This is a genomic window from Streptomyces sp. NPDC002232, assembly GCF_042890295.1.
Lineage (GTDB): Bacteria > Actinomycetota > Actinomycetes > Streptomycetales > Streptomycetaceae > Streptomyces.
This window is the reverse complement of record NZ_JBIARV010000003.1, coordinates 853013-879823: the sequence shown is the minus strand read 5'-3', so window position 1 is coordinate 879823 and position 26811 is coordinate 853013. Positions and strand designations below refer to the sequence as shown.

Genomic DNA, 26811 nt, shown 5'->3' with positions numbered 1-26811 from the left:
GCGGACGCCGGTCGCGGACACGTGGACTGCCCCTCGCTCTGTCGTCCCGGCCCCTTCGGCGGGCCGGGCGGCCGGCGCGGAGCACCGACGGACCCACTGTCGTCGCGCCGTCCCGGGGGCGGTCAAGCGCTCCCCGGTGCCCGTGACAGCCCTGTCGCGCTCCGGGGCCGCGGGGAGGAGAAGCACACCGGGTCCCGGTTCCGTACCCTGGCGGCATGCGCATGCGCCCCACCTTGAGCTGGACCCCCGACGAGGACCTGCCCCCGGGTACGACGGACCTGGGGCCGGTCGCGGACGCGCTGGGGGCCGGCGGGGTGCTGGTACTCAGCGGTGCGGGCCTCTCCACGGAGTCGGGGATCCCCGACTACCGGGGCGAGGGCGGGAGCCTCAGCCGGCACACGCCGATGACGTACCAGGACTTCACCGGCAGCGCCCAGGCCCGGCGCCGTTACTGGGCGCGCAGTCACCTCGGCTGGCGCACCTTCGGCCGCGCCCGTCCCAACGCCGGGCACCGGGCCGTGGCCGCCTTCGCGCGGCACGGCCTGGTCTCCGGTGTGATCACGCAGAACGTCGACGGCCTCCACCAGGCGGCCGGAAGCGGGGAGGTCGTCGAGCTCCACGGCAGCCTGGCCCGCGTGGTGTGTCTCTCCTGCGGTACGTACAGTCCGCGCCAGGACCTCGCCCGGCGGCTGGAGGAGGCCAACGCGGGCTTCCAGCCGGTGGCGGCCGGGATCAACCCGGACGGTGACGCCGACCTCACCGACGCGCAGGTCGGCGACTTCCGTGTGGTGCCGTGCACGCTGTGCGGCGGCGTCCTCAAGCCGGACGTGGTGTTCTTCGGGGAGGCCGTCCCGCCCTCGCGGGTCGAGCACTGCCGCGCACTGGTGCGGGGGGCGACCTCGCTGCTGGTTCTGGGGTCCTCGCTCACGGTGATGTCGGGCCTCCGGTTCGTCCGCCAGGCGGCCCGGGCCGGGACCCCGGTGCTGATCGTCAACCGGGACCCGACCCGTGGCGACCGGGAGGCCGTCACCCGTGTCGCACTCCCCCTCGGCCCGGCGCTCACCGCGCTGACCGAGCGGCTGGGCCTGCCGGCGGACGACGGGGCACGGTCCGGCTGAAGCGGACCCCGGCCGGGCCTGTCGGCGGACGAGGGAGCACGATCCGGCTGAACCGAGCCCCGGCCTCGCGCGGAGGCCGGGACCGGGTCGGGGCGGCGGCGACCCGAAGCCGCCGGGGTACGAAGCTGTCGCCCCAGGCCCCAGGCCCCAGCCGGTCGCGGCGTCAGTCGGCCGCCGCCGCGATCCAGGCGTCGAGCTGTTCCCTCGTCGTGGCCGGGTCGGCCACGAGCTCGGCGAGCTCGTCGTCGGCGCGGTGGCGGGTGGACACGGCCGGGCAGCGCAGGCACGCGGCGATCCCGGTCTGGTTCCACCACTGGCACCGGGGCCGCAGGTGACACCGCGGGACGGAGCCGCCCTCGCGCGCGACCGGTCGCACCAGGACGCGCTCGACGAGGGTGCAGTCGTTGCCCCGCCGGTTCACGCACTCGCTCGCGCAGTGCGAGGCGAAGCGCAGGATGCGGCGCGGCTCGATGCCCTCGGGCACGTCACCGAGCACCTCGGACGCCGGCACCGGGTCGGCCAGGTAGACCACCTCCCCGTCCTGCCCGGACCGTACGCCCAGGACGACGGACTCGGGCGCGTGCGCGTCGCCGCTGGGGCACCAGGTCCGTGTCGGCTCGTCTCCGCCCACGGTGGTCACCTCCCCCGCCTCAGCAGGCGGCGCGGGACGTGAGCCGCGTGGCCTGGCCGCCGGTGTTCCCGCCGATCTCGGCGGCGCCGTCCTGCCTCTCCCGCTCGGCGGCGAACCCGATGTTCTCCTTGAGCTGGGCCACGGTCGTGATCCGGTCGGACCCGGCCGGCCTCGACTCGGTCTCCGCACCGGCGACCACGGCCACCAGTCCCGCGGCCAGCAAGGCGGCGGCGCCGGCCGCGGTAGCCCTGCGCGTCGGACTCTCCATGTCGAACTCCTGTCTCGCGGTGATGGGAGTCAGGAGCGTAGGTGGGGCGGCGGCCCGGGGTCGGCACTCGGCGGCGGCAGTCGTGCGGCAGTTCCGTGCGCCCCTTACGCCGCCCGAGTGATCGCGGCACCGCCGGCAGGCCCTACCGTGGGGCGCATGCCCAAGATGACGACACGTGTCGAACTGCGCCCGCTCACCCACGCCGACCAGGAGGAGTTCTGCTCGCTCGTGCGGGCGAGCTCCGGGCTGTACGGGCCGTGGATGCAACTGCCTTCCACGGCCGAGGACTTCCGGACGTGGATGCACCGTTTCGACGACGGCAGCAACCTGGGGTTCCTGATCCGGGTCCGGGAGACGGGCGAGACCGCGGGCACGGTCAACATCAACTCGGTGATCCGGGGCCGTTACCAGGGCGCTTCCCTCGGATACGCGGCCTTCGCCCCGTCCGCGGGGAAGGGGTACATGACCGAGGGGATCTCGCTGATCATGGAGCACGCCTTCGAGGACCTGCGGCTGCACCGCCTGGAGGCCTCCATCCAGCCGGGCAACAAGCCGTCCCTGGCCCTGGTCCAGCGGCTGGGCTTCCGCTACGAGGGCGTGTCGTCGGAGTACCTCTACATCGACGGCGCCTGGCGGGACCACGAGCGCTGGGCGGCCACCGCCCCCGCCCCGTGGACACCCGACCCGTCCCTCCCCCCGGTCTGACGTTTCCCGGGCGCGCTCCCCGGGCTCAGGACGTGAGGAACTCCCGGGCCCCGCGGAGCCGGGTGGCCAGAGCGTCTCGGCTCGCGCCGCCGTCGAGGACGAGGCGCAGAGCGCCGGGCAGCGGGGTGTCGGCCCGGCGTCCGGCCGTCAGGCGGGACGCGTCGAGGCCGTCCCGCCGTGCGATGAGCTGGCCCAGTTCGTGGCGGCTGACGGCGTGCGGGCCGGCGAGGTGGAAGACGCCGGTCCGGTCGGAGCGGGTGAGCTCCCAGAGCGCGGCGGCCAGGTCCCGCACGTGGACGGGGCACCGGACGTCGTCCGTGAAGAGCACGCCGCGCCGCGTGCCCGTCGCCAGGCCGCGCACGAGGCGCTCGTGCCCGGAGCGGCCGTCGCCGAGGATCAGCGACGTCCGGGCGACGACCGCGTCGGCGCACAGGAGTCGTACCGCGGTCTCGGCCGTCGCCTTGGCCGCGCCGTACGGGGTGAGCGGGTCCGGCAGGCACGTCTCGTCGTACGTGTCGCGGCGGCCGGAGAAGACCGCGTCGGTGGAGACGTGCACCAGCCGGACGCCCCGGCGGGCCGCCGCCCGGGCCAGGCGCATGCCGCCCTCGGCGGTGACCGCCCAGTCCGCGTCGCCGCTGCTCGCGTTGATCACCGCGGCGGGGTCCGTCGCGTCCAGGACCCGCTCCAGGTCCCGGGGGTCCCGCAGGTCGAGGCGGTGCCACGCCACGCCGGGCGTGTCACGGGGCCGGGTGTGGAAGGTGGCGGCCGTGTCCCGGCCCGCCGCGCCGCCCTGACGGGCGAGTTCGGCTCCGAGGTATCCGCTGCCGCCGACGACGAGTACGGTCATGCCGCCTCACGTTAGCCCCGCCCGGCCGGTCCCGACGCTCGGTCGGCCAGGAAGGCCGTGAGGTCGCGCGCGACGCGGTCGGGTGCCTCCCAGTACGCGACGTGGCCCACGCCCTCGTACACGACGAGCCGGGAGGCCGGGATCGCGTCGAGGATCGTCTGCTGGTCCTCCCTCGTGAGCACGGGGTCCCGGTCGCCCCAGACGACCAGGGTCGGGACGAGGATGCCGGTCAGGGTGGACCGGAGGTCGGTCTCCAGCAGACCGCGCAGAGTCTCGCGCCAGACGTGGGCCGGGGCCTTGAGGGTCTCGTCGACGACGGTCTTCAGGAAGCCCCGGCCCAGGGGCCGCGCGGTCAGGCCCCCGACGAGCGCCTCGGCCGTCGCGGGGTCCACCGGGTCGCGCAACTCCCCGACGGTCTCCCAGAGTTCCCTCGCGGCCTGCTTGTCGGCGAGGGTGGCCGGGACGCCGAGCAGGACGAGGCCCGCCACGCGGTCCGGCCTGCGCCCGGCGACGAGACGGGCCTGCACGCCGCCGCTCGATCCTCCGACCAGGACGGCCCGTTCCATGCCGACGCCGTCCATGAACGCCACGAGGTCGTCGGCGAAGTCCTCCGGCAGATAGCCCTCGGCAGGCTTGTCGGCGTCGCCGTGCCCCCGCTGCGTGGGCGCGTACGCGTGGAGGCCGGGCGGAAGGAGACGCAGCAGCGGCTCGAACGTCCACCAGGAGTCCAGCCAGCCGTGCACCAGCAGCAGTGGTACGCCTCCCGGGCGGCCCGTCTCCGCGTACGGGAGCGTGGGGCGCCCCGCCCCCAGGACGGCGCTGTGCACGGCGACGGCGGCCATCGCGGGCCCTCCTCACCTCTCGTTCCTCCAGGATGGAACGGGAGCGCCGGGGGGACCACTCGGCGGAACTCCGGGGTGGGGACAGGGGGGGGACGCGGCGGGACGCCCGGAGGGGCGGGGTCAGCGGGCCGGGCCGTCCTCTCCCCCGAGTGCGCGGGCATCTCCGGATGCGCGGGCTTCCCCAGGTGCGCCCGGCGTCGCGGGCGGTGCGCCGGCCGTGGTCCTGGCCCGGACGTGCTGGCGCAGGGCGTCGAGGGACACCTCCTCCAGGCTCTGGGCGAAGAACCGTGCCGGGCCCGGAGGGACCGGCAGGAGCGAGGGGACGATCAGCACGGCGCAGCCGGCCGCGTCGGCCGACGCGGCCCCGTCCGGCGAGTCCTCGACGGCCACGCACGCCGCCACCGGGACGCCGAGCCGCTCGGCCGCCGTGCGGTACGGGTCGGGGTGCGGCTTGGTCCGTACGGTGTCGTCGGCGGAGAGCGTGAAGGCGAAGGGGACGTGCGCGAGCGAGCCGCCGACCACGGAGTCGACCACCGACCGCGGTGAGGCGCTGACCAGGGCGAACGGCAGTCCCGCCCGCTCCAGTTCGGCGAGGAGCCGGTCCGCCCCCGGGCGCATCGGGGCGCCTTCGTCGACACGCCGCTGGAAGGCGGCGGTCAGCGTCGACACGATGCCGTCGGTGGCGGCCGTCCCGGTGACGCGTGCCAGGTGGGCGGCGGTGTCCTCGACGGCGCGTCCGACGACCTCGGGGGCGTCGGCGTCCGTGAGCCGGTGTCCGAGCCCGGCGGCGACCTCCTCCGTGGCCTGCCACCAGAGGGTCTCGGTGTCGACGAGGGTGCCGTCCATGTCGAAGAGGACGGCGGCGAGCCCGCTCACGGCCGCGCCGCCGGCACGACGAGGACGGGGTGCGGGGCCAGGCCGACGGTGGCGCGGGTGCCCGGGGTCAGCTCGCCCGCGTCGCGCGAGGGGAGGTCCGCCTTGACCGTCGTACCGCGGTGGTCGAGGTGGACGCGGGTGACGGAGCCGAAGAAGGAGGTGGAGACGATGACGGCTTCGCCGTCGGGGTCGGCGGTGACGGTGACGTTCTCGGGCCGCACGAGCACCTCGACGTCGGAGGTCGCGGGGACGTCCCCGTCGACGGGGAGCCGGCTGCCCGCCGCTTCGACGCGTCCGGAGTCGGTCAGGCGGCCCGGAAGCCGGTTCATCGTGCCGACGAACTCGGCGACGAACGCGGTCGCGGGGCGCCGGTACAGCTCGGCGGGGGCCGCGCACTGCTCCAGCCTCCCGGCGTTGAGGACGGCGACGCGGTCCGCCATGGACAGCGCCTCCTCCTGGTCGTGGGTGACGAACACGGTGGTGATGCCGAGGGAGAGCTGGAGGCGGCGGATCTCCTCGCGCAGGGTGAGCCGGACCTTCGCGTCGAGCGCGGAGAGGGGCTCGTCGAGGAGCAGCAGGCGGGGTCGCAGGGCGAGGGCCCGGGCCAGGGCGACGCGCTGCTGCTGGCCGCCGGACATCTGGTGCGGGTAGCGGGCGCCGTGCTCGGGCAGGCCGACCAGGTCGAGGAGTTCGGCGGCGCGGGCGTGGCGCTCGGCGGCGCCGGTCCCGCGGACGCGGAGGCCGAAGGCGACGTTGTCGCGGGCGGTGAGGTTGGGGAAGAGGCTGTACGACTGGAAGACCATGCCGGCGTCGCGGCGGTTGGCGGGGACGTGGGTGATGTCCTTGCCGTCCACGAGGACCTCGCCCGCGTCGGGGCGTTCGAAGCCGGCGAGGACCCGCAGCGCGGTGGTCTTGCCGCAGCCCGACGGGCCGAGGAGCGCGAGGAGTTCGCCGGGTTCGACGGTGAGGTCGAGGCCGTCGAGGGCGACGGTGGTGCCGAACGCGCGGCGCAGGCCGCGGAATTCGACGCGGGCTCCGGTGCCGGCGGTGGACTCCGTCCGTTCCGCTGTGGCGGTGGTCATGGGTCAGGACTCCTTGCGGGAGGTGCGGGGGGCTCCGGGGGTGCCGGTCTGGGCCGTTCCGGCCCGGGACAGGACGAGGAGGAGCGCCCAGGTGACGAGGAGGCTCAGGAGGGAGACGGCCACCGACATGCGGGCCTGGGCGCCGGAGATGGAGACGATCCAGACGGCGAAGGGGCGGAAGCCGAGGAGGGAGGCGATCGTGAACTCGCCGAGGACCAGGGCCAGGGTGAGGAAGGCGGCTCCGGCGAGGGAGGAGCGCAGGTTCGGCAGGATCACCCGGAGCAGGACGTGGGGCCAGGAGGCGCCGCAGTTGCGGGCGGCCTCGACGAGGGTGGGGACGTCGACGGCGCGCAGTCCGGCGTCGAGGGAGCGGTACACGAAGGGGAGGGCCATGACGGTGTACGCGAGGACCAGGACGACGGGGAAGTCCTCGTTCTGGACGGCGAGGAACGTCTGGTAGAGCGGGGTCCGCGACAGGTGGTCGGGGCCCCAGCGCAGGACGGTGCTGATGCCGGTGACGAGCGCGATCGGCGGCACCACGAGGGGCAGCGTGCACATGACCTCGACGACCGGCCGCAGGCGCGGGGCGCCCAGCCGGACGGCCACCAGGGCGGGTACCGCGAGGAGGAGGGCGAGCACGATGGTGGCGGCGGCCAGGCCGAGGGAGAGCAGCAGGCTCTCGGTGAACCCGTCGGCGGAGAGCAGTGCGGTGTACGCCTCGAAGGAGACGCCCTGGCCGGGGGTGTGGACGGTGAAGACGAAGGAGGCGACGAGCGGGACGAGGAAGTACGCGCCGCCGAGGACGAGGACGAGGCCGCGCCACGCACGGGGGCGTCGCCGGGCCCGTACGCGGGTGGCGGGCCGGTCCGCCGTGCGTGTCCCCGGCTCCTGGGTGACGTCCGGGGCGGTGGGGGTCATCGCAGCCATCGGGCGCTCCTGCGCTGGAGGGGGAGGTGGACCGCCATGACCAGTCCGGCGATCAGGATCATGTCGAGGCCGAGGGCGAGGGCGACGTTCTCCTGGCCGACCAGGACGTTGCCCGAGAGGGCGTCCGCGATCTTCAGGGTGACCAGGGGGACGGAGCCGCCGACGAGGGCCGCGGCGGTCGCGTGGGCGGCGAAGGCGCTGCCGAAGAGCAGGACGAACCCGCCGAGCAGGGAGGGCGCGAGGACCGGGATGCCGACGTGCCGCCAGTACTGCCATGCGCCGGCGCCGGCGTTCTGCGCGGCCTCCCGCCACTGGGGGCGCAGGCCGTCGAGGGAGGGGAGGATCACCAGGACCATGAGGGGGACGAGGAAGTACAGGTAGACGACGGTGAGGCCGCCGAAGGAGTACAGGTTCCAGCCGAGGTCGGTGAGGTCGGCGAGCTGGGTGACGACGCCGGAGATGCCGAGGGTCGCGATGAACGCGAAGGCGAGGGGGACGCCGCCGAAGTTGGCGAGGACGCCGGAGGCGGTGAGGACGGCGGAGCGCAGGGCCCGGGACCGGGAGGTGACGACGGCCTGGGCAAGGAGGAGGCCGAGGACCGAGCCGATCAGGGCGGTGAGCGCGGAGAGCTGGAGGCTGCCGACGAGGGAGCCGAGGTAGGGGCCCTGGAGGGAGCGGCCGAGGTGCTCGCCGGTCAGGGTGGTCGTGCCGCTGGCCGGGTCGGTGCGGGTGACGGCGCCGTACAGGAGGGCGCCGAGGGGCAGGCCGAAGGCGAGGGCGGTGAAGGCGATCAGGGGGAGGACGGCGAGCCAGGTGCGCGGGCCGCGCCGCCGGCGGCCGGTGCCGCCGGCGGTTCCCTCGGTGGGGGTGGCTGAGGACATCAGGAGAGGGCCTTGTCCCACTTCTCGGCGAGGGTGGCCTTGGCCTTGTCGAGCTCGGCGGAGGCCGGGAAGGAGGGGGAGCCGTCGACCTTGGGGAGCTTGGCGAGGGAGGTCTTGTCGGCGGTGCCGTCGGCGGTCATGGACGGCAGCAGGACGGGGCGGGCGTAGCCCTTGAGCCAGAGGTTCTGGCCCTCGGCGCTGTAGAGGAACTCCATCCACAGGCGGGCGGCGGCGGGGTGCGGGGCGTCCTTGCTGACGGCCTGGGAGTAGAACTGGGCGTACACGCCGTCGGTCGGGACGGCGACCTGCCAGTCGACGCCCTTGCCCTTGAACTGGTCGGCGTAGCCGGCGTTGAGGTAGTCCCAGTCGATGCTGATGGGCGTCTCGCCCTTCTCGACGGTGGCCGGGGTGGACTCGACGGGGATGAAGTTGCCGCTCTTCCTCAGCGTGCCGAAGAAGTCGATGCCGGGCTGGATGTCGGCGAAGGAGCCCTTGTTGGCGAGGGCGGCCGCGTAGACGCCGCCGAAGGCGGAGCCGGACTTGGTGGGGTTGCCGTTGAGGGCGACCTTGCCCTTGTACTCGGGCTTGAGGAGGTCGGCGAAGGTCTTCGGGCAGTTCGGGATGCGCTGGGCGTCGCAGCCGATGGAGACGTAGCCGCCGTAGTCGTTGTACCAGCGTCCGGCCGCGTCCTTCTGGGCGGCGGGGATCTTGTCCCAGGCCGCGACCTTGTAGGGGGCGAAGAGGCCTTCCTCGGCGCCGCTGCGGGCGAAGGCGATGCCGAGGTCGAGGACGTCGGGGGCGCGCTTCTGGCCCTTGCGGGACTTGACGGCGGCGATCTCGTCGGCGCTGGAGGCGTCCGGGTTCTCGCTCTCGACCTTGATGCCGTACTTCGTCTCGAACGTCTTGATCAGTTCGCCGTAGTTGGCCCAGTCCGGCGGCAGCGCGATGACGTGGAGCGCGCCTTCCCGCTTCGCCGCCTCGACGAGGGCGTCCATGCCTCCGAAGTCCTGGGCCGATGCCGCGGTGGCCGACTTCGTGCCCTCGCCCTTGGCGCCGGTGGCGCCCTCGGGCGCGGCACCGCAGGCGGTGACGGTGGTCAGGACGACGGCGCCGAGCAGGACTGCGGCGCCGCGGACGGGGGTTCTGCGCACGGGTTCTCCCAGAAGCGAGTGACGAAACTTGTCTGAACAAGACGCCCTTAGTTCGCCCGCGCTTCCTGTCCGGAAAATGAACGGCACATGGCCTGATCCAGACGCCTCCCGGAAGAGCGCGTTGTGGTGAACCACAGGTGAACCAGGCGGCTTTGAGGTGAACCGCCAGGGCGGCAGGGCGCCGGACCCCCGGGTTACGCTGAACACAGGGACGGCATGCCCCGTGACGGGGTGCGCACAGCCACGGACGAGATGGGGGCACGGTGACGGCGCTGTACGTGGAGATCGCGGAGGGGCTCCGCCGCTCGATCCTCAGCGGCGAGTACGCCGTCGGGGCGCGGCTGCCGTCCGAGAGCGACCTCGCCGACCGCTGGTCCGCCTCGCGCGGCACGGTGCGCCAGGCCGTCGCCCTGCTCACCTCCGAGGGCATCGTCGGCTCCCGGCAGGGCGCCCGGCGCATCGTGCTCCGCAGGGAGCGCCGGCACAGCTTCGCCGAGCTGCACAGCTTCGCCCAGTGGGCGCGGACCATGGGATACCGGTCGTCCAGCCGCTTCCTCCACCGCGAGCGCCGCCGGGCCACGTCCGAGGAGGCGCGCCGCCTGGCCCTCCCCGCAGGCGCCGGGGTCCTCGACGTCCTGCGCCTGCGCTGCCTGGACGACGAACCGGTCATGGTGGAGCGCACGGCGTACGCGGAGTGGGTCGCCCCCACCGTGGAGGCCCTGCCGGCCGACTGCGCCTCGATCATGGACAGCATGGCCGAGGAGGCGGGGATCGTCGCCCACTACGGCGAGCACCTCATCGACGCCGTCCCCGCCGGGAGCGACGACGCCCGCCTGCTGCGGGTGCGCCGGGGGAGCCCGCTCCTGCGCCAGCGCCATCTGACGAGCAATCAGGACGGCCGCCCCATCGAGTGGACGGAGGACCGCTACCGCGCGGGGAGCGTCACGTTCAACGTGAGCAACTCGGTGGGCACGGCACCCCTCGTGCGGGACCCCGGCTCGCTGCTGATGTGACCCCCTTCGGGGCGCCGCAGTGACCTGCGTCACTTATTAAGGGTTGTTTAAGAATCAACGTCTGGAACGTTCCCTTTTGACGCAGCTTGGGGGCAGTTGACGCTTGCATTGAATGCCAGTCAAATTCTTCTCGGCTTCGCCGCAACGTCCACGGCTTCACCACATCTGGAGCAGATGATGCCCAACAGGGCTGCCCTGACCACAGCAGTCACGTCCGGCGCCCCCGAGCAGACCCCTCCCCTCGCGCCGGACGACCCCATCTTCGGCGTGGTCGCCCGGCCCGACGACGGCGGGCGGGGGGCTCGCGTCCAGGACGTCGAGATGTTCGATGTCACGCCGGCTCCGGCGCCGGCCGCCGGGGAGCCCCGGGCCCGAGGGCGTCACGACGGCGGGAGGAAGCCCTGGCACGCGCGCAAGGCACCCCGGCCCCAGCCTGCCGACCGGGCGCCCGAGCGCGAGAACCGCAGCGGACTGTCCCTGCCGCTGCTGATCACCGGCGCCCTCGCCGCCGGCATCGGCCTGACCGTCGGACTGACCTCCGGGTCGGACCAGGCCGTGCCGGACAGCCTGTCCCTCACGATGCCCGACCTGCCGACGCCGGACGCGACCCCGGACGCCGGGCCGCCGAGCGCACGGCCCACCGCCCCCGCCACCGCCACGCAGGGGACGTCACCCACTCCCCGTACTCCCTCCTCGACCGCCACCGTCACCCCGCCGGCCCCCCGTACTCCGGCCCGCACGTCCGCGCCCCCGCCCCCTCCCGCGTCCCCCGCCGCTCCCCCGGCCACCCGCCCGCCGACCTCCCCGGCGGCGCCGACGACGCCCCCCGGCTCCCCGTCCCCCGGGCCGACGGACCCCGACCTGCTCTCGCTCGGCAGCACCGGTCCCGAGGTGGTCGAGCTCCAACTCCGGCTCCAGCAGCTGTACCTGTACCTCGGCTCCGCCGACGGGACGTTCGGCGCGTCCGTGGAGACGGCGCTCATCCGCTTCCAGAAGGCCCGGAACATCCCGGAGGAGCCGGGCGTCTACGGCCCCCTGACCCGAGCGGCCCTGTACGCCGAGACCCACCGCCCCGGTCGCGGCGGCCACCACGGCCGGGGCGACGGGTGGGACACGGGCGGCTGGGACGGCTGATGCCCCTGTGACCAACAAGAGCCCTCATCTGTGTACTTGACGACATGTCACCATGGCTCCGCGCGTAGACTCACGGTCATGGCATGCCGCATCACTGAACTGGTCCTCGACTGCGCCGACCCCGAGCGGCTCGCCGTGTTCTGGAGCGAGGTCCTCGGATACGTCGAGATCGGCCGGGAGGAGGACGGCAGCATCGAGATCGGGCCGCCCGACGCCGGCTTCGGCGGAGCTCAGCCCACCCTCGTCCTCAGCCCCAGCGGCGACCCCCGGCGCGGGAAGCTGCCGCTGCACCTCGACGTCAACCCCACCGACCGCGACCAGGAGGCCGAACTGGCGCGGCTGCTCGCCCTCGGTGCCGAGCACGCCGACATCGGCCAGGGCGGCTCCGTGAGCTGGCACGTCCTGACCGACCCCGAGGGCAACGAGTTCTGCCTGCTGCGGACCCGTATCAAGACCCTCTGACCGTCCCCGCACCATCGTCCCCGCTTCCGAGGGGCGGGAACGGCCGGAGACGGCCGCCCCGACTCCCACCCGGCCGGCAGACACGCGGTCTGGGGCGAAGCGCAGCCCGGAAAGTATGATCAAGCGATGTCTGACATGACTGAGACCTCACCCGGCTGGCTGTCCTCGGACGAACTGGACACCGCCAGGTCCCGGATGCCGATCCTGTACGTCGAGGCCGTCCCCGTGCGCGTGGACGACAGCGGCGAAGTCACCAGCATCGGGCTGCTCCTGCGGATCGGCGCGGAAGGGACGATCAGCCGCACCCTGGTGTCCGGCCGCGTCATGCACCACGAGCGGGTCCGTGACGCGCTGCTGCGCCACCTGGAGAAGGACCTCGGACCGGTCGCCCTCCCCCGCGTCCCCGCCTCCTTGCAGCCCTTCACCGTCGCCGAGTACTTCCCCACGGCCGGCATCACCCCCTTCCACGACCCGCGCCAGCACGCCGTGTCCCTCGCGTACGTCGTCCCGGTCACCGGCGACTGCCGTCCGCGCCAGGACGCCCTCGACCTGGTCTGGTTCAGCCCGCAGGAAGCCGCCTCCCCCACCGTGCAGAACGAGATGCCCGGCGGCCAGGGACACCTCCTCAAGCAGGCCCTCGCCCACGTGGGGCACGCCTACTGACGGCCCCCGTCCCCGACGGGGCACACCCACGGACCACCCGGTGCCCCGTCGGGGACGCCCCGCCGGGCCGCCCTCACGGCCGCGCCGGCGGGCGCTTGACCTTGACACCGTGACAAGGTCTTCACTGTCGCCGAGGAGGTGGTCCCCATGACCATGGCGAACGAGGACACGAACGTGGTGCGAGCCCTGCGGGGGCTCACGGACGACAGAGCGTCGGTACGCCTGCGGGCCTCGCTCGCGGTCGGCACGGCCCCCGACGCCCGCTGCGTCGACGGGCTCGTCGGACGGTGCGCGGTCGAGCCCGACTTCCAGGTCCGCGAGATGCTCACCTGGGCGCTCACCCGCCACGCGCCGGCCGACACGCTCCCCCCGCTCCTGGGCGAACTCCGCTCGGAGCACGCCCAGGCACGGAGCCAGGCCCTGCACACCCTGTCCAAGATCGGGGATCCGATGGCCTGGCCGGCGATCACGGCCGCGCTCATGACCGACGCCGACGACGACGTGGCCCGGAGCGCCTGGCGCGCCGCCGTGGTCCTCGTGCCCGAGGCCGAGGCGTCCGCCCTCGCCGGAGTGCTGGCCGGCCAGCTCGGGCGCGGCGGCCGGGAGACCCAACTGAGCCTCAGCCGGGCACTGATCGAGCTCGGCGACGCGATGACGGCGGTCGTGCGCGCCGCTGCGGCCGATCCCCGGCCCGCCGTGCGCCGCCACGCGATCGCCACCGAGAAGATGTTCCACGACCCGGACGCCGGATTCGACTTCGCGATCGAGCAGGCCAAGCGGATCGTCGCCCTCGGTCCGGAAGGCCAGGAGGGATGACGCACCGTGCCGACCGGTCCCGGTCCGGAGGAGGGACGGCCCATGCTCATCGGTGAGGTGGCGCGGCACTCGGGGGTCAGCGCCCGCATGCTCCGGCACTACGAGTCGCTGGGCCTGGTGCGGCCGACGGTGCGCACCGGGGCGGGCTACCGGGAGTACTCCGAGGAGGACATCCGGCGCGTCTTCCACATCGAGAGCCTGAGGTCCCTGGGCCTCTCGCTGCGCGAGGTGGGCCGGGCGCTCGACGAGCCCGGCTTCGCCCCCTCGGAACTCGTCGAGGACCTCATCCGGCAGACCCGCGAGCGGATCGCCGCCGAGACCGAGCTGCTCACCCGGCTGCGCCGGATCGGTTCCGCCGGACCGGCCGGCTGGCGCGACGTGCTCCATAGCGTCGCGCTCCTCCGGGCGCTGGGGTCGCCGAGCCCCGAGACGCGTCAGCGTGCGGCCCTGTCCTCGGGCGAGGAGGCCCCGGTGCCGGTGGAGGCGCTGGTCGAGGCGGTGCTGAGCGAGACGGATCCGAGCGTCGCGGGGGCGCTGCGCTGGGCCCTGGCCCGGTCGGGCGACGCCTCGCTGCCGCTGCTCGCGCGCGGCCTGGACGCACCCGTCGCCGAGGTACGGAAGCGGGCGGTCCGGTCGGTCGCCGAGATCCCGGGCGACGAGGCGACGGCCCTGCTGCGCGAGGCCGTCGCGGCGCCTGACCTCGTGGTCCGCCGCTACGCCGCCCTGGAGCTGGGGGCGCGCGGGGTGGCCGACGGAGTCCCGACGCTCATCGACATGATCGTCGAGGAGGTGAACGACGTGGACGCGGCGGATGCGCTCAGCGCGCTGGCGGGCGACGCCGCGCTCGCGGAGCGGATCACCGGACTGCTCGTCGACCGGCTCGCCGGGGCCGCGACGGGGGCGCCCGCGCGCCTGCGTCTGACGCAGGCCCTCGCGGACATCCCCGGCGATCCGGCGTCCCGCGCGCTGACGGAGCTGTCGGACGACGGGGACCGCGCCGTCGCGCTGACCGCCGCGTACATCCTCGGCGTACGCGAGACCCGCTGACCCGGTCCCGGGCTACGGGCTACGGGCTACGGGCTACGGGCTACGGGCGGGTGTAGCGGCGGATGCGGTAGCGCAGCCCGGTCGTGGAGTCCTGCCAGCCCGAGTCCTCGGCGACGTGCCAGTCGGCGCCGACCGCCGGGGCGTACGTGTCGCCCGCCACCTCGGTGTCGACCTCCGTGACGGAGAGCGTCGTGGCGCGGGGCAGCGCGGCGCGGTAGATCTCGCCGCCGCCCATCACCCAGACGACCTCGCCGCCCGTCTCCCGCGGCCCGGCCGCCAGGTCGAGCGCCGCGTCGATGGAGCCCGCGCGCTCGGCGCCCTCGGCCGTCCACCCGGCGTCCCGGGTGACCACGATGTTGCGGCGGCCGGTGAGGGGGCGGAAGCGCGGGGGCAGCGAGTCCCAGGTCCTGCGGCCCATGATCACGGGGTGGCCGAGGGTGGTCGCCTTGAAGTGGGCCATGTCCTCGGGCAGGCGCCAGGGGATCGCGTTGCCCGCGCCGATCACGCCGTCGGGGGTCTGCGCCCAGATGAGCCCGATGCCCGCGCCGGTGCTCATACGGCGACCGGAGCCTTGATCGCGGGGTGGTGCTCGTACCCCACGAGCTCGACGTCGGCGTAGGCGTAGTCGAAGAGCGAGTCCGCCTTGTGCAGCTTCAGCCCGGGGAAGCCGTACGGAGTGCGGCTGAGCTGCTCGGTGACCTGCTCCACGTGGTTGTCGTAGATGTGGCAGTCACCGCCGGTCCAGATGAAGTCACCGGGCTCGAGGCCGACCTGCTGCGCCACCATGTGGGTGAGCAGGGCGTAGCTGGCGATGTTGAACGGGACGCCGAGGAAGAGGTCGGCGCTGCGCTGGTAGAGCTGGCAGGAGAGCCTGCCGTCGGCGACGTAGAACTGGAAGAAGGCGTGGCAGGGGGCGAGTGCCATGCGCTCCAGCTCGGCGACGTTCCAGGCGGACACGATCATGCGGCGCGAGTCCGGGTCGCGGCGCAGGGTGTCGAGGACCTCGGTGATCTGGTCGATGTGCCGGCCGTCGGGCGTGGGCCACGACCGCCACTGCACGCCGTAGACGGGGCCGAGCTCGCCCCGCTCGTCGGCCCACTCGTCCCAGATGCTGACGCCGTTCTCCTGGAGCCAGCCCACGTTGGAGTCGCCGCGGAGGAACCACAGCAGCTCGTACACGATGGACTTGAGGTGCACCTTCTTCGTGGTGACCAGCGGGAACCCCTGCGACAGGTCGTAGCGGAGCTGGTGCCCGAAGATGCTCCGGGTGCCTGTGCCCGTCCGGTCGGCCTTCGCCGTCCCCTGGGTGAGCACCGTCTTCAAAAGGTCTTCGTACTGGGTATCCGCCACGGTCGCCGAGTCTACCCTCGCGCCCGCCGGCGGATGTCTGCCCGCTGGTCACCGTCGTGCGGACGGCCGCCGGAGCGGCCGGTCACGGGCCCGGGCCGCCAGCACGCGACAGGCGGTCGAGCAGGCCGTTGAATGGAGGGATGAGCACCGTGCGATGGCTTGCCGCCGCAGGACTGGCGGCGCTGGTCGGCACCGCGGCACCCGGACCCACGCCGCCGCCCGCCCAGCCGCCGCCCCGGCTCGACGACGCGGACGTGCAGCGCGCCGTCGATCAGCTCGACGGAGTGGTCCAGCGGGCGATGAAACGCACCGGGGTGCCGGGCGTCGCCGTGGCCGTGGTGCACGACGGCAAGGTGATCCACCTCAAGGGCTACGGGGTGCGGAAGGAGGGCGAGAGCGCCGCCGTCGACGCCGACACCGTCTTCCAGCTCGCCTCCGTGTCGAAGCCGATCGCCTCCACCGTGGTCGCCGGAGCCGTCGGCACGGAGGGCTGGACGCGGCCGGTCGCCCCGGACCTGCCGGACTTCGCGCTGAAGGATCCGTGGGTCACCTCGCACGTGACGGTCGCGGACCTGTTCTCGCACCGCAGCGGCCTGCCCGACCACGCGGGGGACCTGCTGGAGGACCTGGGCTACGACCGCGCGTACATCCTGTCGCACCTGCGGTACGAGCCCCTCGCCCCGTTCCGCGCGAGCTACGCCTACACCAACTTCGGGCTGACGGCCGCCGCCCAGGCGGTCGCCGAGGAGAAGGGCGTGCCCTGGGACAAGCTCGCCGCCGACACGCTGTACCGGCCGGCGGGGATGAACTCGACCAGCTCGCGGTTCGAGGACTTCGCGAAGGCCTCCGACCGGGCCTGGGGCCATGTGAAGGTCGACGGTTCCTGGAAGGCGGAGTTCGTCCGGGACCCGGACGCGCAGTCGCCCGCGGGCGGCGTCAGCTCCAGCGCCCGTGACATGGCGACGTGGCTGAAGCTGCAACTGGGCGACGGCACGCTCGACGGCAGGCGGATCGTGGCCGCCGACGCCCTGGAGCGCACCCACTGGCCCGAGTCGGTGGCGATCCCGCCCGCCGCCCCGGCCGCACGGACGGGCTTCTACGGTCTCGGCTGGAACGTGAACTACGACGACGAGGGCCGGTTGAGGCTCTCGCACACCGGGGCGTTCGCGGAGGGCGCGCACACGAACGTGACCATGCTGCCGGGCGAGCAGCTCGGCATCGTGGTCCTGACGAACACCGCGCCGGTGGGCGTCGCCGACGCCGTGGCCCTGGACTTCTTCGACATCGCGCAGACCGGGAAGATCAGCCGGGACTGGATTCCCCTGGTGGACGCGCTGTACCAGCAGCAGGCGGACGAGGGCCGGTCGAAGACGGACTTCGCCCACCCGCCGTCCGGCGCGGCGCCGGCACGGCCGGCCGACGCGTACACGGGCACGTACGACAGCGCGTACTACGGGCGCGCGAAGGTCGTCGCCGGTGCGGACGGCGCCCTCACGCTCCAGCTGGGCCCGAAACCGCAGTCGTACCGGCTCACGCACTACGACGGCGACACGTTCAGCTTCCCGACGGCCGGGGAGAACGCCGTGGGTCCGACCGGGGTCACGTTCGCCCCGGACGGGAAGTCGTTCACGGTGGAGTACCTGAACACGGAGGGGCTGGGCACGTTCACCCGGGTCGGCGGTTCCTGACGCCGGGCTCCGCCGTCCACGGCCACGTCGCGCCCCGGCCCGCCCCGACGAGCCCGACCATGCGGAAGGCCGCGTCGGTGAGGCCGCCGAAGGTGTGCCGGTGGGGGCCCTGGAGGCTGTGGGCGGGGCGGTATCCCGCCAGGTTCCACGTGTGGACCGGGACGGTGGCGGGGACGGGGTCCGTCGCTCCGGTGCGCTCGTACGCGGCGGTCTGTTCGTCGGTGACGATCAGGACGCGGTCGTGGTCCCGGTAGTGCCTGCGCAGCGCCTTCGCCGTGTACGTGCCTCCCATGGCGCGGAACCGTCGCAGTACCTCCGGCACCGGCTCGTCCCGTGCAAACGCGACCGCCGCGCTGCCCCAGCCGAACTCCACCAGGTCCGCGTCCTCCGCCCGCATGGCCAGCACGGTGCCGAACAGGGCCGCCGCGTCCGCGCGCGTCAGCGCGGACCGCTCCGAGACCTTGTCCCAGAACATGGAGTCGGAGCGGTCGACCAGGATCAGGGTCCGGCCTGGCAGGGCCGGCACGTGGGCCAGGGAGTGGCCCAGGGCGCGTTCCAGCGGGTCGGCCCAGCGCGGCGAGGGTGCGTGCTGGAGCGCCGCCAGGTAGCGGAAGGGGAACTGGCGGGCCCGAGCGACCTCGTCGGCGTCCGAGAGGCGCGCGGCGACCCGGGCGGCGGTCTCGTCGGAGACCCCCGCCTCGTCGAAGTTGCGCAGATTGCGCAGGAGGGCCATCGACCCCATGGCGGGGATGACCGCCTCCCAGACGGCGGCGTCCAGCGGTCCGTGGAGCCAGCCCGCCAGCGCCTCCCAGGTCAGGCCCGCCTCGGCGAGGCGCTCGGGGCCGCCCGGCCCGGTCACGAGCGCCCGCCGCGCGTCCGGCGGCGTCTCCATGAGCGCCCGATGGGCGGTCAGCAGCCGGTCGGAGGCCGGCGGGACGGCGCGCTCCGGGTGGTGGCGGCGGTCCAGGGCGTACCGGAAGAGCGGTCCCTGCCAGGGCTTGTCGGGGTCGGGGGTGGCGTGCACCAGGTTCAGCACGTCGCCGAAGCGGAAGTCCCGGGGGGCCGTGTCGTACTTGAGCAGGGCGCGGGACGTGTACAGCCGCCGTACGGCGTCGGCGACGCCCCGCTTCACGGGCTGGGGAACGTTCCGCCCGTACACCGTGATCCAGTGGGCGAGCAGTGCGCCGGGCTCGTCGGCGCGCTGGAGGACGGAGTCGATCACGGACCGGTTGCTCGGGCCTCCGGTCGCCCCGGCATCGAGCCGGGCCCGTACGTACGCGGCGGCGCCCACCAGGGACGCCGTGCGCAGGTGGGCCTCGGCGCGGAGCCAGCGCAGCAGGGCGGCAGTCCACTCGGGGTCCTGGACGGCGCGTTCACGGACGAGGCGGGCGTACCGCGCGTCGCGGTCGGCCGCGCTCTCGTAGTAGGTCTCCTGGGAGACGAGGTTGCCGACGGCGAGGAGGAAGAGCTCGTCGCGGGGCTCCCGTACGAAGGCAGGACCGCCCGCGTGGGTGCGGGGGTCCGGCAGGCCGCGCACGGAGCGGGACCGTGGGGGCGACGGGGGCGTGGAGCGGGCGGTGGCGAGGATGTGCGGGGCCACGAGCATGTCGGACCACGTCTTGGAGACGCGCGGGGTGTGACGAGGCAGTGAATCCCCCCGGATTCAAAGGATCGGGCGGCCCCGGGCACGACAGCCGGACGGGGCGGGCGCGCCCGCGCCTGCCGAGATCCAGAAAGGCGGCGGCGTCACTTGGGTTTCGGAAGAAGTAGCCGCAGCCGAGCGCATCGGAGGCGCGGTCGCGGCGCCACCGTACAAGACCCGTCGGCGGTCGCACCAGCGATTAACGCGGGCCCCGGGGAAAGCGGTTCTCCTCGGGGGCGGGCGGGGGCTTGGGACCGCGCCTCCCCGGGGATGAGTCCTCCGTCGCGCGGCCCGGGGGCGTCGGTCCGCGCCTCCGGGAGGAGGAGCCCTCCTTCGCGCGGCGCGCGGGCGCCGGACCGCTCCCCCCGGGCATCAGTCCTCGGGCGGCGCCGCCCTCGCCGGACCGCGCCCCCGGGGGATCAGTCGTCCTCCGGCTGCGAGGTGACGGCCAACCGCTCCAGCAGGGCGGCGAGCTGCGTCCGCTCGTCGTCGTCGAGACCGGCGAGGAGGCGGCGCTGGTTGTCCAGGTGGACGGCGATGAGCTCGTCGGTCAGGGCGACGCCCTCCGGGGTGAGGCTGATGAGGCGCCCGCGCGAGTCGGTCGCGTCGACCCTCCTGGCGACGAGGCCGCGGGCTTCGAGCCGGTCGACGCGCTTGGTGATGGCGCCGGTGGTGACGAGGACGGTGCGGCTGAGGTCGCCGGCGGAGAGGGCGTAGGGTGCGCCGGACCTTCTCAGGGCCGCGAGGAGGTCGAAGTCCCCGCTGCCCAGGCCCGCGTCGGCGAAGGGCGGGCGCAGCCGCTGGTCGAGCGCGTGGGTGAGCCGGAAGAGCCGGCCGATGACGAGCATCGGCGACGTGTCCAGGTCGGGGCGCTCCCGTCTCCACTGGTCGACGATGGCTGCGATGGCGTCGGGCTGCATCCCTTCACTCTATCTTCCACGGATGATAAATTATCTTCCGTGGAAGATACCAGCGTCCTCGCTGTCGCGTCAGGTTCCGTCGCCCCCTCCGGCCCCGGTGCTCCCGCGCGCCGCCGTCTCATCGCCTCCAGTCTCGCCACCTCGATCGGCGACGGCATCTACGTGCCGCTGACCCTGCTGTTCATCCACGGACTCACCGGCCTCTCCCTCACCGCGATCGGCACGGGGCTCACCGTCGCCGGGCTCAGCGCCCTCGCGTTCATGCCCGCCGCGGGCGTCCTCATCGACCGGTTCGGCGGCCGCCGCGTGCTCATCGCGGTCCTCGCGCTGCGCGCGGTCGGCTTCGCCGCCTACCCGCTCGCCGACTCCTACCCGGCCTTCCTGACGATCGCGCTCCTGGTGGCGGTGGGCATGTGGGCGTCGTCGCCGAGCCAGCAGTCGCTCATCGGCGACCTCGCCCGGGGAGCCGAGCGCGACCGGCTGCTGGCCTGGGACCGGAGCCTGCGGAACGCCGGGATGGGCTGCGGCAGCCTGGCCGCCGCCGGCATGCTCGCGTGGAACGGCACCACGGGTTTCGTCGTCGCCGCCGAGGCCCTGGCCTCGGTCTTCGCCGTGGCCGCCGTCCTGGTCGCCCGGATCCCCCCGGTCCCTCGCGCCGCCACGCGCCCCGACACGCGGGGCGGTTACCGGCACGTCCTGGCCGACCGGCCGTACGTCCTGCTCACGACGGCCAACTTCCTCATCGCCTTCGGGTACACCGCCCAGGCCATGGCCCTGCCGGTCTTCCTCACCCGGGACGTCGGCATGCCGGACGCCCTGGCGGGGGCCGTGTTCGCGGTCAACACCGTGCTGGTCGCCGCACTCGGCGTCCCCGCCGCCCGTCTGACCGCACGCGCCCGACGCACCCGCGCGGCGGCCCTGGGCGCGGTGACCTTCGCCGTCTCGTTCGCCGCCTTCGCCCTCCTGCCGGGGGCGGTGCGCGGCGCGGACGCCCTCGTCGCCGTCCTGGCCGTGGCCGCGCTCTACACGGCCGGTGAACTCGTGCACTCCGCCCCGGCCCAGAGCCTCTCCGTCCAGGCCGCCCCCGACCACCTGAGGGGCCGCTACCTGTCGGTCCACCAGCTGTCCTGGTCCCTCTGCCGGACCGTCGCCCCCATGCTCCTGGGCTTCCTCCTGGACGCGGGCCCCTGGCACCTGTGGTCGGCCCTCGCCCTCCTGGTCCTGACCGGCGCGGCGATCCTCCTCCACGCGGAACGCTCACTGCCGACGCGGACGAACGGCGCCGGCGCCCGGACGCCGGCGACATGAGGTGGACCCATCCGCCGTCCGTGCGGTTGCATCGGCCGCGAGGGAGCGCCCGCGGGGGTGCGAGGAAGAGGTTCGTGTGCGCGACGTACTGCCGGGACTCGCCGGGAATCCGGCCCTGACCGCCGGAGTCTTCGAACGGCTCGTGGCGACCGGTGACGAGGACGTCCTGTACGCGCTGGCCGGGCGCGCGTCGCTGACCGCCCCTCAGACCGCGGCGCTGCTCGCCGTCGGGGACCCGGTGCTCACGTCGTGCCTGGTGCGCGGCGGGCAGGTTCCCTGGGCCGATGTCCCCCGGGACCAACCACGGCGCGCCCTCGACGCCGTGCTCGGCGGTGCGGCCCCGCCCGCCGCCTGGTGGGAGGCAGCAACCGATCCCGACCCCCAGGTCCGGCAGGAGGTCGCGGGCGAGCCCGAGGCGCCGCCCGAGGTCCTCGCGGCGCTCGCCCACGACACGGACGCCTGGGTCGTGGCGGCCGCCGCCGAGAACCCGCGCCTCCCGACCGCTCTCCTCACCGGACTGGCCCGCCACCCCAGCACCGCCGTGCGAACGGCCGTCGCCGACAACGAGAACGCGCCGGCCTCGGTGCTCTCCGCGCTCCTCGCGGACGGCGGTGACCCGGCCCCCTCCCGCTGCGGCGCCTGCCACGGCCGCGACACGGCCTGCCCGGACCACTCGGCCGGCATCCGGCGGGTCCGACGTGCGGCCGCCGCGCATCCGGCGGTGCCTCCGGAGGGCCTCGCCGCGCTGCTGGACGATCCTGGAGGGGAGCCCGCCGCCACGTTCGCGGCCCGTACCGACCTGCCGACCGGATTCCTCGAACGCCTCGCCGCACACCCCACCGCCGACGTCCGTGCCGTGGTCGCCGCCAACCCGGCCGTCCCCGGACCCCTGCTGCGGGTGCTCGCCTCCGATCCCGATCCGGACGTGCGCCGGGCCGTCGCCGGGAACCCGGCCGTCCCGCTCGACCTGCTCGTCACCGTCGCCACCCGCGAACGGCTGCCCGACGAGCCCGCGCCCCGGATCGCGTCCGCCACGGACGCCGAACTGCACGTCCTGGTCAGGAGTGCCGTCGCCCAGGTCAGAGCCCTCGTCGCCGAACGCCCCCTGCTGCCGGGCGAGCTCGTCGAACGGCTCCTCCGGGACCCGGACCATGGGGTGGCCCGGCGGATCGCAGCCCGCCCGGACCTGACCCCCGGACAGCTCGGCGCGCTGGTGGAGCGACACGGGCCGCCCGTCCTCGGCGCCGTCGCCCGGAACCCCGACTGCCCCGCCGCCCTGCTCCACCGGGTGGCGGCCCGGCCCGCCGTGGGGCGACGCGTCCTGCGTGACGTCGCCCGCCACGCGGCCGCACGCCCGGAGACGCTCCTGCTGTGCCTGGCGGCGGACGCCCCGGACGTACGAGGGACGGCGGCGGCCCACCCGGCCCTCCCGGTGGAGGTCCTGGAGTCCCTGCTCGACGGCACGGACCGGGAGCTCGCCCGCGCGGCCGCGGAGAACCCGGCGCTGCCGGAGCACCTGATGGAACGGATCGCCGACCGGGCGGAGCTCGCGCGGTGACGGGTGCCTCCGTCGGGCGCTGCCGTGCCGGCTCCGCACGGAACCGAACCGCCGACCCGGTCAGTCGCAGGTGTAGGTGAAGGTGGTCTCGGCGGTGTGCGGGGTGGGGGACGTGATCACCAGGCGGGCCTTCGCGTGGTGGGTGCCCCGGCCCTCGAAGGTCCACAGCAGGTGGAGCCGGGCCTGCTCGCGGCCCCGGGGCACCGTCTCGCGCAGCGGGGCCGAGCGGGTGCCGTCGCTGCGCTCCCAGTGGTACGTGAGGGTGCCCGGGCGGCCGTCGGTGCGCACGACGGCCAGGACGTTCGCCGTCCGGTCGCAGCCGAGCCGGCCTGCGGGCGCGGTCACCGTGACGTCCCGTACGCCGACCCCGGGGCCGTACTCGCGCCAGGCGAGCAGCGCCAGGGCGGCGAGGAGGATCAGGGCCGCCGGGACGTACCGGAGCGGCCGGCGGGAACGGGGCGGGCGTGCCGGTGGCGTGCTGCCGGGCAGGGTGCCGTGCCAGATCTGGACCGCCGTGGGGGTGTTCCGGGCGCGCCGTACCGCGCCCTCGGTCACGCCCGGACCGAACCGCAGGACGTCGCCCTCCACCCGGTCGGGCACCGGGTCCGGTGTCGGACCCTCGAACCAGTGGCTGCCGAGTTCCGTGGCGCTGTAGGCGTCGTCGTTCATGTGATCACGCACCGCCTGACGAAGATCTGCTGGAGGGAGCCGCCGCTCGGCGCGGCCGGGTCCGTGGTCGCGCGCACGCCCCAGTAGCAGCCGCCGCCCTGCACGAGGTGGGTGAGCGTCACGGTGTAGTGGTCCGCCCCTTCGCGCCGGACGGTCTCCGAGCCGTCCGGCGTGCCCGGGGCGCCCTTCTCGTCGCCGGTGAACCACTCGACGAGCAGTGCCACCGGGCCTGTTCCGTCCGTCGTGACCTCCACGGTGGCCTCGGCGGTCGTCGGACCGGTCTGGCGCAGGCCGGTGACCGACACCGCCGTGACGGCGACCGGTGGCGCTGTCGGGGGTGCGGAGGTGGGTGGAGTGGTGGTGGGGGGAGCGGTGGTCGGCGGTGCGGTGGTGGGTGGGGTCGTGGTGGGTGGGGCGGTGGTGGGTGGCGTCGTGGGTGCCGTGGTCGGCGGGGGTGTCGGGTCGGTCGTGGCCGAGGGCGGTGCGGGGGGCGTCTCGGGGGTGGCCGGTGACGTGGTCGGGGGCGGCGAGGTCGGGGGTGGTGTGGGCGACGGCGGGCTCGCGCTTCGTGTCGTGTTCGTCGTCGCGACGGCCTGCGCGGCCTCGTCCGCGTCCGGCTCCGCTCCCCCGGCGCGGGCCGCGAGCGCGAGCAGCAGGGCCAGGAGCAGTGCGGCCGCCCCCGCGGGCACCCCCTGCGGGAGCCCGCGGCGCAGTCGTCGCGCCGGCGGTCGGGGCAGGGTCGTCGTGGCGAGCGCAGTCGTGCCCTGGGCGGGGGCACCCGAGGAGGGGAAGAGCAGGGGCAGAAGGGCCGCCAGGGCCGCGAGCCGGCCCCGGCCCCGTTCCTCCCAGTCCGGCCCGTACGCGGCGGTGGCGGCCGACTCCAGCTCCCCGACGAACACCTCGGCGTTCTCCGGCCGTTCGCCGGGGGCCTTCGCGAGGCCGCGCCGGATCAGCGGACGCAGCGGCTCCGGCGCCTCTCCGTCGGGCACGGGCGCCTCCAGGTGCTGGAGGGCGAGTTCGGCGACGTTGTCGCCCGCGTAGGGCTTGCGGCCGGTCAGGCACTCGAAGAACGTCGCGGTCGCCGCGTAGACGTCGGCCGCGGGAGAGGCCGGGGCGCCGTTCCACTGCTCGGGCGCCATGTAGGCGGGCGTGCCGGCGATCCCGGGGCGGCTGTCGCGTCCGGCCGCGATCCCGAAGTCGACCAGCTTGGAGGAGCCGTCGGCGGCGACGAGGACGTTCTCGGGTTTGTAGTCGCGGTGGACGACGCCCGCCCGGTGGGCGGCGGCCAGGCCGAGGAGCGAGCCCTTGAGGACCGCGAGGGCGGCCTCGGGGCCGGTCGCGCCCTCCCGCGCGAGGAGGGCCCGCAGCGCGACACCGTCCACCAGCTCCATGACGATGGCCGCGCCCCGGGGCGCTTCGACGTACTCGTACAGCCGCACGACGTGGGGGGTGTCGAGGGCGCCCAGGAGCCGGGCCTCGGCGCGGAATCCGCGGACGAAGGTCCCGTCCGAACGGAGCCGCTCGCTCAGGTACTTCACGGCCACGGGTACGCCGGTCGCGTCGTGGGTGGCCAGCGCCACCCGCCCGCTGGCCCCCGCCCCCAGTTCCCGGGACTCCGTGTATCCCGGGACGACCCATGCGTTCATCCCCGTTCCCCCCTCGGCGCCTCGGCGGCCTTCCCCCACGGGGACGGATTCTCGCCACGGCCGGTTCCGCGTGGAAGGGGGAAGGGGATGTCGTTCCTTCGTACGGATTCCCTCGCGCAAGGGGAAACGGCCCCCCACCTGTGGTGGAGGGCCGTCCGGCGTGCTGTGCGGTGTGCGGTGCGGTTACGGCGTGACCTTGAGGAGCTTGTTCGCCGTGCCGGAGGAGGCGTTCTTGATGGCGTCCGGGGTGGCCGCCCCGGTGAGCGCGGTGGCCGTCTCGGCGGGCGTCGCGGTCGGGTGACCCGCCAGGTAGAGCGCGGCGGCACCGGTCACGTGGGGCGTGGCCATGGAGGTCCCGGAGATCGTCTTGGTGCCGGTGTCGCTGTCGTTCCAGTCCGACGTGATGTCCGAGCCCGGGGCGTACAGGTCCACCACCGCGCCGAAGTTGGAGAAGTCCGACTGCTCGTCGTCCTTGGTGCTGGACGCCACGGTGATGGCCTCCGGAACGCGGGACGGCGAACCCTGGCCGGCGTCGGCGGTCTCGTTGCCCGCCGCGACCGCGAAGGTCACGCCGGAGGCGATGGCGCGCTGGACCGCCGCGTCGAGCGCCTCGTCGGCGCCGCCGCCGAGGCTCATGTTCGCGACGGAGGGACCGGTGTGGTTCTTCGTCACCCAGTCGATGCCCGCGACGACCTGCTCGGTGGTGCCGGAGCCGTTGTCGTCGAGGACGCGGACGGCGACGATCTTGGCCTTCTTGGCGACGCCGTGGGCGGTGCCCGCGATGGTCCCCGCCACGTGCGTGCCGTGGCCGTTGCCGTCGTCCGCCGAGTCGTCGTTGTCCACGGCGTCGAAGCCGTGGGCGGCGCGGCCGCCGAAGTCCTGGTGGCTGATCCGCACGCCGGTGTCGATGACGTACGCCGTGACGCCCTCTCCCCCGCCGTCGGGGTAGTTGTACTTGTCGTCGCCGGCCGTCTCGGTCTGGTCGATCCGGTCCAGACCCCAGGACGGGGGCTTCTCCTGGGTCTCGTTGATGCTGAAGCGCTTGTTCTGGACGACCGTGCCGACCGCGGGGTCGGCGGCGAGCCGCTTGGCCTCCTGGACGCTCAGGCCCGATGCGGAGAAACCGTTGACCTTGGAGCCGTACGACCGCTGGAGGGTGCCGCCGTACTTCTTCGCGAGATCCGCCTTGTTCGCGGATGCGTCGAGGATCACGACGAAGCTGCCGTCGACGGCGCCCGGGGCGCCGAGTCCGTACACGGTGCCCTCCGCCGGGGTGGCCGCCCCGGCGATGTTGCCCGCCAGCAGCGCCGCCGCTGCGGCGCCCGCCACACCAGTGGCTATGGCCGCGTTACGAAACCCTCGGGATCGCTTGTGAGTTGCCATGAAAGGGATCTCTCCTCGTGTTGACGTGTGGGGCGTCAAACGTTCGAGAGAAACCCTGTGCGGGTTGGCAGGAGCAAATCAAGTGCCAACCGGGGGTAAGGCGTTATTCAACAAGGTTTCTTAATGAGTCCTCCTCATCCCCTCCACGTCCCTCACGCCGTGCCTCGAAGTCCTCCGTGAAATG

The 26811-nt window shown here is 74.2% G+C and carries 27 protein-coding genes; 11 read left to right on the top strand and 16 right to left on the bottom strand.

Going from position 1 to position 26811, the window contains the following annotated elements:
• The first annotated feature begins 215 nt into the window (after positions 1–215).
• Positions 216–1118 carry an NAD-dependent protein deacetylase gene (locus tag ACFYXU_RS16375; RefSeq protein ID WP_389458086.1) on the top strand — a complete coding sequence of 301 codons (903 nt, stop codon included), beginning with the start codon at positions 216–218 and terminating at the stop codon, positions 1116–1118.
• 163 nt (positions 1119–1281) lie between these two features.
• On the opposite strand, the gene ACFYXU_RS16370 is transcribed toward ACFYXU_RS16375, so the two are convergent.
• Positions 1282–1749: a hypothetical protein gene (locus ACFYXU_RS16370; RefSeq protein ID WP_389458084.1), complete on the bottom strand. Its 468-nt coding sequence runs from the start codon at positions 1747–1749 to the stop codon at positions 1282–1284.
• Between the two features lie 19 nt (positions 1750–1768).
• A complete protein-coding gene (locus tag ACFYXU_RS16365) occupies positions 1769–2017 on the bottom strand; it encodes a hypothetical protein (RefSeq protein ID WP_329857799.1) in 249 nt (82 codons plus the stop codon).
• 156 nt (positions 2018–2173) lie between these two features.
• On the opposite strand from ACFYXU_RS16365, the gene ACFYXU_RS16360 reads away from it, so the two are divergent.
• On the top strand, positions 2174–2722 hold the full coding sequence (locus ACFYXU_RS16360; protein WP_389406757.1) for a GNAT family N-acetyltransferase: 549 nt from the start codon (positions 2174–2176) through the stop codon (positions 2720–2722).
• Positions 2723–2747: 25 nt separating this feature from the next.
• Here the strand turns inward: ACFYXU_RS16360 and ACFYXU_RS16355 are convergent, their stop codons facing one another.
• The 7 genes from ACFYXU_RS16355 to ACFYXU_RS16325 all read right to left on the bottom strand — a co-directional run bounded on the left by ACFYXU_RS16355 (position 2748) and on the right by ACFYXU_RS16325 (position 9295).
• Positions 2748–3569, bottom strand: coding sequence for an SDR family oxidoreductase (locus ACFYXU_RS16355; protein WP_389458082.1), 822 nt, complete (start codon positions 3567–3569; stop codon positions 2748–2750).
• A gap of 11 nt (positions 3570–3580) precedes the next feature.
• On the bottom strand, positions 3581–4411 hold the full coding sequence (locus tag ACFYXU_RS16350; RefSeq protein WP_389458080.1) for an alpha/beta fold hydrolase: 831 nt from the start codon (positions 4409–4411) through the stop codon (positions 3581–3583).
• A gap of 120 nt (positions 4412–4531) precedes the next feature.
• Positions 4532–5287: an HAD family hydrolase gene (locus ACFYXU_RS16345; protein ID WP_389458078.1), complete on the bottom strand. Its 756-nt coding sequence runs from the start codon at positions 5285–5287 to the stop codon at positions 4532–4534.
• Entirely contained in the window at positions 5284–6369 is a 1086-nt protein-coding gene (locus tag ACFYXU_RS16340) for an ABC transporter ATP-binding protein (RefSeq protein ID WP_389458076.1), read from the bottom strand. The genes ACFYXU_RS16345 and ACFYXU_RS16340 overlap by 4 nt, the downstream gene beginning before the upstream one ends.
• 3 nt (positions 6370–6372) lie before the next feature.
• Complete coding sequence (locus ACFYXU_RS16335) at positions 6373–7296, bottom strand: ABC transporter permease (protein WP_389458074.1); 924 nt, start codon at positions 7294–7296, stop codon at positions 6373–6375.
• Entirely contained in the window at positions 7284–8177 is an 894-nt protein-coding gene (locus ACFYXU_RS16330) for an ABC transporter permease (protein ID WP_376507930.1), read from the bottom strand. Before ACFYXU_RS16330 ends, ACFYXU_RS16335 begins: the two co-directional genes overlap by 13 nt.
• A complete protein-coding gene (locus tag ACFYXU_RS16325) occupies positions 8177–9295 on the bottom strand; it encodes an ABC transporter substrate-binding protein (RefSeq protein ID WP_376507963.1) in 1119 nt (372 codons plus the stop codon). The genes ACFYXU_RS16330 and ACFYXU_RS16325 overlap by 1 nt, the downstream gene beginning before the upstream one ends.
• A 296-nt stretch (positions 9296–9591) precedes the next feature.
• Between ACFYXU_RS16325 and ACFYXU_RS16320 the strand changes: the two genes are divergently transcribed.
• The 6 genes from ACFYXU_RS16320 to ACFYXU_RS16295 all read left to right on the top strand — a co-directional run bounded on the left by ACFYXU_RS16320 (position 9592) and on the right by ACFYXU_RS16295 (position 14463).
• Positions 9592–10341: a GntR family transcriptional regulator gene (locus ACFYXU_RS16320; protein ID WP_376507931.1), complete on the top strand. Its 750-nt coding sequence runs from the start codon at positions 9592–9594 to the stop codon at positions 10339–10341.
• Between the two features lie 177 nt (positions 10342–10518).
• Positions 10519–11475: a peptidoglycan-binding protein gene (locus tag ACFYXU_RS16315; protein WP_389458072.1), complete on the top strand. Its 957-nt coding sequence runs from the start codon at positions 10519–10521 to the stop codon at positions 11473–11475.
• A 78-nt stretch (positions 11476–11553) separates the two neighbouring features.
• Entirely contained in the window at positions 11554–11937 is a 384-nt protein-coding gene (locus ACFYXU_RS16310) for a VOC family protein (RefSeq protein WP_376507933.1), read from the top strand.
• A gap of 126 nt (positions 11938–12063) precedes the next feature.
• Positions 12064–12600, top strand: coding sequence for an NUDIX hydrolase family protein (locus tag ACFYXU_RS16305; protein ID WP_329857816.1), 537 nt, complete (start codon positions 12064–12066; stop codon positions 12598–12600).
• A 147-nt stretch (positions 12601–12747) separates the two neighbouring features.
• The gene (locus ACFYXU_RS16300) at positions 12748–13416 is read left to right on the top strand and encodes a HEAT repeat domain-containing protein (protein ID WP_389458070.1); all 669 of its coding nucleotides are present in this window, start codon (positions 12748–12750) and stop codon (positions 13414–13416) included.
• A 42-nt stretch (positions 13417–13458) separates the two neighbouring features.
• Complete coding sequence (locus tag ACFYXU_RS16295; protein ID WP_389458068.1) at positions 13459–14463, top strand: MerR family transcriptional regulator; 1005 nt, start codon at positions 13459–13461, stop codon at positions 14461–14463.
• Between the two features lie 40 nt (positions 14464–14503).
• Here ACFYXU_RS16295 and ACFYXU_RS16290 read toward each other — a convergent pair whose 3' ends face one another.
• Together ACFYXU_RS16290 and ACFYXU_RS16285 are read right to left on the bottom strand one after the other, a co-directional pair.
• Complete coding sequence (locus tag ACFYXU_RS16290; RefSeq protein WP_376507936.1) at positions 14504–15019, bottom strand: dihydrofolate reductase; 516 nt, start codon at positions 15017–15019, stop codon at positions 14504–14506.
• Positions 15016–15813 carry a thymidylate synthase gene (locus ACFYXU_RS16285; protein WP_376507937.1) on the bottom strand — a complete coding sequence of 266 codons (798 nt, stop codon included), beginning with the start codon at positions 15811–15813 and terminating at the stop codon, positions 15016–15018. Before ACFYXU_RS16285 ends, ACFYXU_RS16290 begins: the two co-directional genes overlap by 4 nt.
• A 140-nt stretch (positions 15814–15953) precedes the next feature.
• On the opposite strand from ACFYXU_RS16285, the gene ACFYXU_RS16280 reads away from it, so the two are divergent.
• Positions 15954–17501, top strand: coding sequence for a serine hydrolase (locus ACFYXU_RS16280; RefSeq protein WP_376507938.1), 1548 nt, complete (start codon positions 15954–15956; stop codon positions 17499–17501).
• Here ACFYXU_RS16280 and ACFYXU_RS16275 read toward each other — a convergent pair.
• A complete protein-coding gene (locus tag ACFYXU_RS16275; RefSeq protein ID WP_389458066.1) occupies positions 17479–19107 on the bottom strand; it encodes a TROVE domain-containing protein in 1629 nt (542 codons plus the stop codon). The two genes, ACFYXU_RS16280 and ACFYXU_RS16275, sit on opposite strands and share 23 nt — an antisense overlap.
• 455 nt (positions 19108–19562) lie before the next feature.
• Positions 19563–20063, bottom strand: a complete 501-nt coding sequence (locus ACFYXU_RS16270; protein ID WP_389458064.1) for a MarR family winged helix-turn-helix transcriptional regulator — start codon at positions 20061–20063, stop codon at positions 19563–19565.
• A gap of 39 nt (positions 20064–20102) precedes the next feature.
• Here ACFYXU_RS16270 and ACFYXU_RS16265 point away from each other — a divergent pair, with 39 nt between their 5' ends.
• Together ACFYXU_RS16265 and ACFYXU_RS16260 are read left to right on the top strand one after the other, a co-directional pair.
• Positions 20103–21371, top strand: a complete 1269-nt coding sequence (locus tag ACFYXU_RS16265) for an MFS transporter (protein ID WP_389458062.1) — start codon at positions 20103–20105, stop codon at positions 21369–21371.
• A gap of 76 nt (positions 21372–21447) precedes the next feature.
• Positions 21448–22929, top strand: coding sequence for a hypothetical protein (locus ACFYXU_RS16260; RefSeq protein ID WP_389458060.1), 1482 nt, complete (start codon positions 21448–21450; stop codon positions 22927–22929).
• A 60-nt stretch (positions 22930–22989) separates the two neighbouring features.
• Here ACFYXU_RS16260 and ACFYXU_RS16255 read toward each other — a convergent pair whose 3' ends face one another.
• The 3 genes from ACFYXU_RS16255 to ACFYXU_RS16245 form a co-directional block, all read right to left on the bottom strand.
• Complete coding sequence (locus ACFYXU_RS16255; RefSeq protein ID WP_376507943.1) at positions 22990–23598, bottom strand: hypothetical protein; 609 nt, start codon at positions 23596–23598, stop codon at positions 22990–22992.
• Complete coding sequence (locus tag ACFYXU_RS16250) at positions 23595–25244, bottom strand: serine/threonine-protein kinase (RefSeq protein ID WP_389458057.1); 1650 nt, start codon at positions 25242–25244, stop codon at positions 23595–23597. Before ACFYXU_RS16250 ends, ACFYXU_RS16255 begins: the two co-directional genes overlap by 4 nt.
• A gap of 183 nt (positions 25245–25427) precedes the next feature.
• A complete protein-coding gene (locus ACFYXU_RS16245) occupies positions 25428–26627 on the bottom strand; it encodes a S8 family peptidase (protein ID WP_376507945.1) in 1200 nt (399 codons plus the stop codon).
• Positions 26628–26811 lie beyond the last annotated feature (184 nt).

Coding starts and splice junctions, on each gene's coding strand:
- ACFYXU_RS16375 (WP_389458086.1), top strand. CDS start 216: ATGCGCATGCGCCCCACCTTGAGCTGGACCCCCGACGAGGACCTGCCC.
- ACFYXU_RS16365 (WP_329857799.1), bottom strand. CDS start 2,017: ATGGAGAGTCCGACGCGCAGGGCTACCGCGGCCGGCGCCGCCGCCTTG.
- ACFYXU_RS16360 (WP_389406757.1), top strand. CDS start 2,174: ATGCCCAAGATGACGACACGTGTCGAACTGCGCCCGCTCACCCACGCC.
- ACFYXU_RS16355 (WP_389458082.1), bottom strand. CDS start 3,569: ATGACCGTACTCGTCGTCGGCGGCAGCGGATACCTCGGAGCCGAACTC.
- ACFYXU_RS16350 (WP_389458080.1), bottom strand. CDS start 4,411: ATGGCCGCCGTCGCCGTGCACAGCGCCGTCCTGGGGGCGGGGCGCCCC.
- ACFYXU_RS16340 (WP_389458076.1), bottom strand. CDS start 6,369: ATGACCACCGCCACAGCGGAACGGACGGAGTCCACCGCCGGCACCGGA.
- ACFYXU_RS16335 (WP_389458074.1), bottom strand. CDS start 7,296: ATGGCTGCGATGACCCCCACCGCCCCGGACGTCACCCAGGAGCCGGGG.
- ACFYXU_RS16330 (WP_376507930.1), bottom strand. CDS start 8,177: ATGTCCTCAGCCACCCCCACCGAGGGAACCGCCGGCGGCACCGGCCGC.
- ACFYXU_RS16315 (WP_389458072.1), top strand. CDS start 10,519: ATGCCCAACAGGGCTGCCCTGACCACAGCAGTCACGTCCGGCGCCCCC.
- ACFYXU_RS16310 (WP_376507933.1), top strand. CDS start 11,554: ATGGCATGCCGCATCACTGAACTGGTCCTCGACTGCGCCGACCCCGAG.
- ACFYXU_RS16305 (WP_329857816.1), top strand. CDS start 12,064: ATGTCTGACATGACTGAGACCTCACCCGGCTGGCTGTCCTCGGACGAA.
- ACFYXU_RS16300 (WP_389458070.1), top strand. CDS start 12,748: ATGACCATGGCGAACGAGGACACGAACGTGGTGCGAGCCCTGCGGGGG.
- ACFYXU_RS16295 (WP_389458068.1), top strand. CDS start 13,459: ATGCTCATCGGTGAGGTGGCGCGGCACTCGGGGGTCAGCGCCCGCATG.
- ACFYXU_RS16290 (WP_376507936.1), bottom strand. CDS start 15,019: ATGAGCACCGGCGCGGGCATCGGGCTCATCTGGGCGCAGACCCCCGAC.
- ACFYXU_RS16280 (WP_376507938.1), top strand. CDS start 15,954: ATGAGCACCGTGCGATGGCTTGCCGCCGCAGGACTGGCGGCGCTGGTC.
- ACFYXU_RS16275 (WP_389458066.1), bottom strand. CDS start 19,107: ATGCTCGTGGCCCCGCACATCCTCGCCACCGCCCGCTCCACGCCCCCG.
- ACFYXU_RS16270 (WP_389458064.1), bottom strand. CDS start 20,063: ATGCAGCCCGACGCCATCGCAGCCATCGTCGACCAGTGGAGACGGGAG.
- ACFYXU_RS16255 (WP_376507943.1), bottom strand. CDS start 23,598: ATGAACGACGACGCCTACAGCGCCACGGAACTCGGCAGCCACTGGTTC.
- ACFYXU_RS16250 (WP_389458057.1), bottom strand. CDS start 25,244: ATGAACGCATGGGTCGTCCCGGGATACACGGAGTCCCGGGAACTGGGG.
- ACFYXU_RS16245 (WP_376507945.1), bottom strand. CDS start 26,627: ATGGCAACTCACAAGCGATCCCGAGGGTTTCGTAACGCGGCCATAGCC.